Source organism: Streptomyces sp., assembly GCF_036566765.1.
Lineage (GTDB): Bacteria > Actinomycetota > Actinomycetes > Streptomycetales > Streptomycetaceae > Streptomyces.
Genome location: NZ_DATCVQ010000763.1, coordinates 1 through 6,953 on the forward strand (window position 1 = coordinate 1; position 6,953 = coordinate 6,953).

Consider the following 6,953-nt stretch of genomic DNA (forward strand, 5'->3'; position numbering starts at 1 on the left):
GGTGTGCGTGTGCGCGAGGGGCGCGGCGCCGTCCTCGTCCGGTGCGGCGAGCTGCGCGGCGGCCTGCGCGGGCAGGTGCGCGTCGAAGCTCCACCGCTCGCCGGGGCGCTCGTCGCAGCCGTGCGGCAGCTCGGGCGCGGAGACGGCGGGGGTTGCGGCGGCCGCGGCGTACGGGAGGGTGTGCCCGTGCGAACCGTGGCAGATGCTCGCGACCAGCGCCAAGAGCGCGAGCAGGAGCAGCGCGGCGGGGAGCCGACGTCGTGCCTGTCGCAGCTCGGCCGCGCGGAGTTCACTCATGGCGCACGCGACACTACGGGGCGGCCGGGTGCGACCGCAAAGAGGCGGGCACGGTTTCGGCCGGTCTTTATGCCGGACGTCCCGGGCGGCTCCGGTCCGGGACATGCACGAAGGCCCGGATCCAGTACTGGATCCGGGCCTTCGTCTTGAGTAGCGGGGACAGGATTTGAACCTGCGACCTCTGGGTTATGAGCCCAGCGAGCTACCGAGCTGCTCCACCCCGCGTCGGTGAACACAACCTTACGGCATGGAAAGCGGTACCCGTAACCAATAACGGCCCGTCGGACGTGACCCCGGTCTCAGTCACCGTTTCCGCAGCCGCCTCAGCAGCCGCAGTCCTCCGCGTCGACCGGCGCGGTCAGCGGGTCGGCGTCGCGCTTCGCGGGGCCCTCCCAGGTCTCGTACGCGAAGCCCTCGCGCACCCAGTACTCGAAGCCGCCGAGCATCTCCTTGACCTGGTAGCCGAGCTCCGCGAGGGCGAGCGCGGCACGCGTCGCGCCGTTGCAGCCGGGGCCCCAGCAGTACGTGACGACCGGCACGGACTTGTCGAGCAGCCGCTCGGCCTGCTCGGCGATGAGCGCGGTCGGCAGGTGGACGGCACCAGGGACGTGGCCCTGGTCCCAGGACGCGGTGGAGCGCGAGTCGAGGACGACGAAGCCCAGGTCGCCGCCGGCGGCGATGGCGGAGGCGACGTCCGAGACGTCGGCGTGGAAGGCGAGGCTGGCCGAGAAGTAGGCGGCGGCCGCGGCCGGGGAGGCCGGCGGGACCCGCAGCACGGAGTTCTCGGCGGGGGCGGAAGCGGTACCGGCAGTGGCGTTGACCTGCGTCGTTGTCGTCATGTCTGAGAATCTACTGACGAAGATCATCGGGCTGAAGTGGGGAATCCCGGCAGTGGCGAGGATCGGCCGGGGATTTCCGTGCGTTGGGAGCGGCTCGGCCCGGATCTCACGTGTCGGGACGCGGACCGGTCACATCGTCCGCCCTTCGTCCGTCATGTCAGGTGAGAGCGGACGAGGGGAATGGGCACCGATGAACGAGGACGACGCACGCGAGGCGCACGACACACGCGACGCACACGCCGCGCATGACAAGGACCTGCTGGCCCAGCGCTTCGAGGCCGACCGCGGCCATCTGCGCGCGGTCGCTTACCGGATGCTCGGCTCGGTCAGCGAGGCCGAGGACGCGGTCCAGGAGGCCTGGTTCAAGCTGAACCGCTCCGACACCTCGGCCGTCGAGAACCTCAGCGGCTGGCTGACCACCGTCGTCGGCCGGGTCTGCCTGGACATGCTGCGCTCGCGCACCTCCCGCCGCGAGGAATCGCTGGACGCCCAGGTGCACGTCCCCGACCCGGTGGTCCAGATCTCGGAGCCGGGCGCCCGCACCGCCGACCCCGAACAGCAGGCGCTGATCGCCGATTCGGTCGGGCTCGCGCTGCTGGTCGTCCTGGAGACGCTGGGGCCGGCGGAGCGCCTCGCGTTCGTGCTGCACGACATGTTCGGGGTCTCCTTCGACGAGATCGGCCCGATCGTCGACCGCACCCCGGCCGCCGCCCGGCAGCTCGCCAGCCGCGCCCGCCGCCGCGTCCAGGGCGCGGCCCCGGAGCCGGAGCGCGACATCACCCGGCAGCGGAAGGTCGTCGACGCGTTCCTCGCGGCCTCGCGCGCCGGCGACTTCGAGGGCCTGCTCGCGGTGCTCGACCCGGACGTGGTGCTGCGCGCCGACGGCGGCTCGCTGCGTGCGGTCGCGACGAAGCTGGTCCGCGGCCCGGAGGCGGTCGCCGCGCAGGCACTCACCTTCCGCCGCTTCCAGGCGGTGGGCGTGCCGGTCCTGGTCAACGGCAACGCCGGCGTCCTTTCCGTCGCGGACGGCCGCCCGACCGCGCTGCTGGCCTTCACGGTGTCGGAGGAGGGCCGGATCATCGCGATCGACATCCTGGCGGACCCGGAGCGCCTGGAGCTGCTGGACGTCGGCGCGCTGGACGTCACGACGCCGGAGGACCGAGAGACGCCGGAGGACTGACGGAAGGCCGACAGCAGGACTGACAGCGGCACGTGGGCGGCCGGATGCCACCCGGTGGGGTGAAGGAAACCTTCGTACGGGTCTGCGGACGACGTCGTACGTGGATCTTGGCCCGGCCGCCCCTCTTCACTGACTGATCGACATCGCATCGCCACGGCACCGATCAGTACCGATCAGTCAGGAGAAGTCATGCGCGCCCGCCGCTCATTGCTCGTCGGGGCGGGGCTGCTGGCCCTCGCCGCGCTCGCCGCGCCCCCGGCGGCGTCCGACAGCGAACCGGTGCCCGACGACCCGGCCTGGGTGCTGCGCAGCCGTACGGAGCGGATCGACCCGCGGGCGTACGCGGCGCTGTGCACCGCCCGCCCGGACGGCGCGCCCGGCACCCGCACCCTGGACCTGTTCCACGACGTGTCGGTGACCGCGGTCGCGGACCGGGTCGAACGGGACCTGCGCGGCACCGTGACATGGGCGGGGCACGTCGCCGGGCGGCCGGAGCGGACGGTGCTCCTGACGGTCACCGGCGCGTGCGCCCCGAAGGCCCGGGCGACATCGATGGCGGTGGACGGGGTGGTGACCCTGGGGGAGCGCTCGTACACCCTGTCGTCGGCGCCCGGGCGGCCCGGCCGGGTCGTCGTCACGGAGGAGGACCCGCGCAAGCGGCCGCGGGCGGTCGCCGACGAGGCGGCGGCCGGGTCGCCGCCGCCCCGGAACCCGCCGGGCGAGCCGGCCGCCGAGCCCGAGCCGGTCGTCATCGACATGGTGGTCGGGTACACGCCCCGGGCCGCCGAACGGGTCGGCGGCGCGACGGCGATGCGGTCCCGGATCGCGCTGGCCGACGCGACCCTCGACAGCGCGCTCGCCGACAGCGGGGTGCGGGCGAGCGTCGACGTGGTCGCGGTGTACGAGGCCGACTACAACGGCAGGGAGCGGGCCGGGGACGTGTACCGCAAGCTCACCGATCCGTACGACCGCCGACTCGGCGCGCCCGCCGCCTCGCTGCGCAAGCGTCACTCCGCGGACCTGGCCGCGCTGCTGGTCGCGGTGCCGTCCGGCACGAGCAGCGGGCAGGGCAGCCTGCCGTCGCCGCCCTCGCCGGAGTCCGACGACGAGGCGTTCTCGGTGACGGACGTCGACAGCGTCGTCGACTGGTTCAACTTCGGCCACGAGGTGGGGCACAACCTGGGCCTGTGGCACGACCGGGCGACCCTGGAACGGCATTCCGGCGCCTTCGGCTACACGCGGTACCTGACCACGCCGTACAGCACCGGCTGGATCACACCGGACGGCCGCTTCCACACGCTCATGGCGTACGGCTCCTCCTGCCCCGGGGAGTGCGCCGCGGTCAACCAGTACTCGAACACCCTGCGCACCTGGGAGGGTCAGCCGCTGGGCGACGCGGACAACGACAACGCGCGGGTCGCCCGCATGACCGCCCCGATCGTGGCCGAGTACCGCACCCCGCAGACCCCGGTGACCCGGCACGCACTGACCCTCGCCGCCGCGCCGACGACCGGCGGGACGGTGACGCCCGGCACCTGGGGCCCGTACCGCCCCGGCACGGAGGTCACGGTGACGGCCGTCCCGGCGACGGGCCAGGCCTTCGCTGGCTGGGAGCTCGACGGGCGGGCGCACCCGCGCAAGGCCCCGACGATGGCGGTGACGATGGACGAGGCGCACGAGCTGACGGCGCGGTTCAAGCCGATCAAGCCGATCAAGCCGGCCAAGAAGTAGGCAGGGTCAGGCGGCTGTGCGCGTCTGCCTGCGGTACCCGCCCGGCGCCTGCCCGTACTCCCGCTTGAACGCCTTGGCGAAGGCGTACTCGGAGCCGTACCCGGTGCGCGCCGCCACGACGGTCAGCGGGTCCTCGGACTCGCGCAGCAGGCGGGCGGCGGTGGTCATGCGCCAGCGCGTCAGGTACGCCATCGGCGGCTCCCCGACGAGCGTCGCGAACCGGCGGGCGAAGGCCGCGCGGGAGAGCCCGGCCCGGTCCGCGAGCGCCTCGACCGTCCAGGCGACGGACGGGTCCGCGTGGATCGCGGCCAGCGCCGGGGCGACCGCGGAGTCGCCGAGCGCGGCGGCCCAGCCCGCGGCGGCGGCCGGGGGCTGGGACTCCAACCAGGCGCGCAGGATGTACAGGAGCAGCGAGTCGATCAGCGTCGGGACGATGCCGGCCGACCCGATGCGCGGGTTCTCCAGCTCCGCGCCGAGGAGTTGGACCGCGGCGCTCAGCTCCGGGTGCCGGCCGTGCCGGGTCGGCAGGTGGATGATCTCGGGGAGCTGGCGCACCAGAGGATGCGGACGCCCTTGGTCCAGGTGGTAGTTGCCGCACAGCAGCGTGGTGCGGGCCCCGTCGCCGCCGACGCTGACCGTCCCGATCGGGCCGACCTGGCGGTACTGGTCGGGCCGCTCGGTCTCCGCCGGGGTGGCCGGGTCGTCGGCGAGGATGTGGCCCCGGCCGTCCCGCAGGAAGACCACGTCACCGGGGCTCAGCGCGATCGGCCGCAGGTGGGAGGGGGCGTCGTCGAGCGGGATCAGCCAGCAGGTCCCGTACAGGACGACGTGGAAGCCCGCGCCCGCGACCGGGGGGAGGCGCAGGCCCCAGGGGGCGCGGCCGTCCGTCCGCACGGATGTCGGCAGCCCGGTCCGCATCGAGCCCAGCGCCTCGGTCAGGATGTCCAACGCCCCTCCAGGTCCAGTCCGAAGTCCAGTCCGACGTCGAGCCCGACGTCCAGTCCGAAGTCGAGCCCGACGTCCAGTTCGACGTCCAGTCCGACGTCGAGTCCGACGTCCAGTCCGACGTCCAGTCCGACGTCCAGTCCGACGGAGACGAGACGATACGTCGTCCGTGGGCTGCTCACAGAGTCGTGGTCGGCGGTGCACCTCACCGAACGGCGAGCACGACCTTCCCCTGCACCCGCCCCGAGCCGACCAGCTCGTGCGCCTTGGCGGCCTCGTCGAGCGCGAAGGTCTCGGCGATGTGCGGGCGGATGCGGCCGGCGTCGATCAGCTCGGCGATGGCCTCCAGGGAGGCGTAGTCCGGCTCGACGGAGACCCCGACGAAGCGCCGGCCGCCGGCCTCGGTCTCGGCGGCGAGCTCGCGGTTCCAGTGCTCCATGATGCTGACGAGCGTCCCGCCGGGACGGAGCACGGCGAGCGAACGGGAGCCCTGGGCATTGGAGTCGAGGACGGCGTCGACCTCGCCGACGACGGTCTCGAACGGCGCGGCGGTGTAGTCGATCACCTCGTCGGCGCCGAGGCCGCGCACGAAGTCGTGCTTGCCGGGGCTCGCGAGGCCGATCACGTGCGCGCCCCGGGCCTTCGCGATCTGCACGGCGAAGTGCCCGACGCCGCCGGCGGCCCGGTGCACGAGCACCCGGTCGCCCTCCCCGATCCCGGCGCCGTCGACGAGCCCCTGCCACGCGGTGAGCGCGGCGAGCGGGACGGCGGCGGCCTCGACGTGGCCGAGGGAGGCGGGCTTGCGGGCGACCTGCCGGGAGGGGACGGCGACGTACTCGGCGTACCCGTTGGCGGCACGCGGGAAGAACGGCATCCCGAAGACCTCGTCCCCTGCCTTGAACCGCGCCCCGGGTGCGGCCTCCTCGACAACGCCGGAGATGTCCCACCCGACTCCGAAGCGCGGCTCCCCGAGCAGCGGCAGGGCCCCGGACCGTACGGCCAGGTCGACCGGGTTCACCCCGGCGGCGTGCACGCGGACGAGCACCTCGCCCCCGAGCGGCTCGGGCCGCTCGGTCTCGACGGTACGCAGGACCTCGGGACCGCCGAAGGCGTCCTGGACGACAGCGCGCATGATTCTCTCCCCTGTGAGTGGCTGTGGTGCGCCGTTGTACTGCTTGGCGACACCCCCAACAGTAGGAAGATCAGGCGAGAGCCTGAATATCTCTCAGTCTTGAAAAGATGTCCCAGACGCTTGTGGGACGAGGAGTTGGGCCGGGAAACGACGAAGCGCCCCGTCCGGTCGGAACCGGGCGGGGCGCTTCGTGATGCACGCGTAGGCCGTGTGGGACTCGAACCCACAACCAACGGATTAAAAGTCCGCTGCTCTGACCAATTGAGCTAACGGCCCTCGGCGAGTCACCCCCGAGCATAGCCGGAGGCGGCCGGTGAGCCGATCGGGTATCGGATCACCGGCCGCGCCGTTTCTAGAACAGCCCCTTGAACGAGCCCCAGCCGGACCCGATCTGGACCGGGGCGGCGAAGGACCCCTTGCCGTCCCCGGAGATCCGGAACAGCAGCCCGGCCTTGTCGCGGGCGACGAGATCGCGCTTGGCGTCGGAGTCGAGGTCACCGACGCCGACGACGGTGGTGTACGAGGCGCCCCACCCGGAGGCGATCTTCACGCCGGCCTTGAGCTTGCCGGCCCCGGCGCCGGAGTACCGGTACAGCGCCCCGTCGCTCTTCCGCGCGACGAGATCCCCGATCCGGTCCCCGTCGAGATCCCCGGCCCCGACGATGTGCGTGAACGCGCCCCACCCGGACCCGAACTTCACCCCACTGGCGACGGTCCCGCCGGCCTTCCCGGCGAACAGATACAGCGAGTCCCCGTTCCGCGCGACGAGATCGGCCCGCCCGTCGCCGGTCAGGTCACCGGGCGAGGTGAGCACGTTCATCCCGCCGAA

The 6,953-nt window shown here is 73.0% G+C and carries 8 protein-coding genes and 2 tRNA genes; 2 read left to right on the forward strand and 8 right to left on the reverse strand.

Going from position 1 to position 6,953, the window contains the following annotated elements:
- The 3 genes from VIU94_RS44130 to VIU94_RS44140 form a co-directional block, all read right to left on the reverse strand.
- Positions 1-297, reverse strand: a 297-nt coding sequence (locus VIU94_RS44130) for a hypothetical protein (RefSeq protein ID WP_331921290.1), incomplete at its 3' end; no start/stop codon positions are given.
- A gap of 151 nt (positions 298-448) precedes the next feature.
- Positions 449-522: transfer RNA gene (locus VIU94_RS44135), tRNA-Met, on the reverse strand.
- Between the two features lie 98 nt (positions 523-620).
- On the reverse strand, positions 621-1,136 hold the full coding sequence (locus VIU94_RS44140) for a rhodanese-like domain-containing protein (protein WP_331921292.1): 516 nt from the start codon (positions 1,134-1,136) through the stop codon (positions 621-623).
- 190 nt (positions 1,137-1,326) lie between these two features.
- On the opposite strand from VIU94_RS44140, the gene VIU94_RS44145 reads away from it, so the two are divergent.
- Both VIU94_RS44145 and VIU94_RS44150 read left to right on the forward strand, forming a co-directional pair.
- On the forward strand, positions 1,327-2,316 hold the full coding sequence (locus VIU94_RS44145) for a sigma-70 family RNA polymerase sigma factor (protein ID WP_331921294.1): 990 nt from the start codon (positions 1,327-1,329) through the stop codon (positions 2,314-2,316).
- A gap of 189 nt (positions 2,317-2,505) precedes the next feature.
- Positions 2,506-4,047, forward strand: coding sequence for an InlB B-repeat-containing protein (locus VIU94_RS44150; RefSeq protein WP_331921296.1), 1,542 nt, complete (start codon positions 2,506-2,508; stop codon positions 4,045-4,047).
- Positions 4,048-4,053: 6 nt separating this feature from the next.
- Here the strand turns inward: VIU94_RS44150 and VIU94_RS44155 are convergent, their stop codons facing one another.
- From VIU94_RS44155 to VIU94_RS44175, 5 genes are all read right to left on the reverse strand, one after another.
- Entirely contained in the window at positions 4,054-4,995 is a 942-nt protein-coding gene (locus VIU94_RS44155; protein WP_331921298.1) for an AraC family transcriptional regulator, read from the reverse strand.
- Entirely contained in the window at positions 4,983-5,174 is a 192-nt protein-coding gene (locus VIU94_RS44160; protein WP_331921300.1) for a hypothetical protein, read from the reverse strand. Before VIU94_RS44160 ends, VIU94_RS44155 begins: the two co-directional genes overlap by 13 nt.
- A gap of 23 nt (positions 5,175-5,197) precedes the next feature.
- Positions 5,198-6,124, reverse strand: coding sequence for an NADP-dependent oxidoreductase (locus VIU94_RS44165; RefSeq protein ID WP_331921302.1), 927 nt, complete (start codon positions 6,122-6,124; stop codon positions 5,198-5,200).
- Between the two features lie 202 nt (positions 6,125-6,326).
- Positions 6,327-6,400: transfer RNA gene (locus VIU94_RS44170), tRNA-Lys, on the reverse strand.
- Positions 6,401-6,476: 76 nt separating this feature from the next.
- Positions 6,477-6,953: FG-GAP repeat domain-containing protein (locus VIU94_RS44175; RefSeq protein ID WP_331921304.1), on the reverse strand; the 477-nt coding region annotated here is incomplete at its 5' end.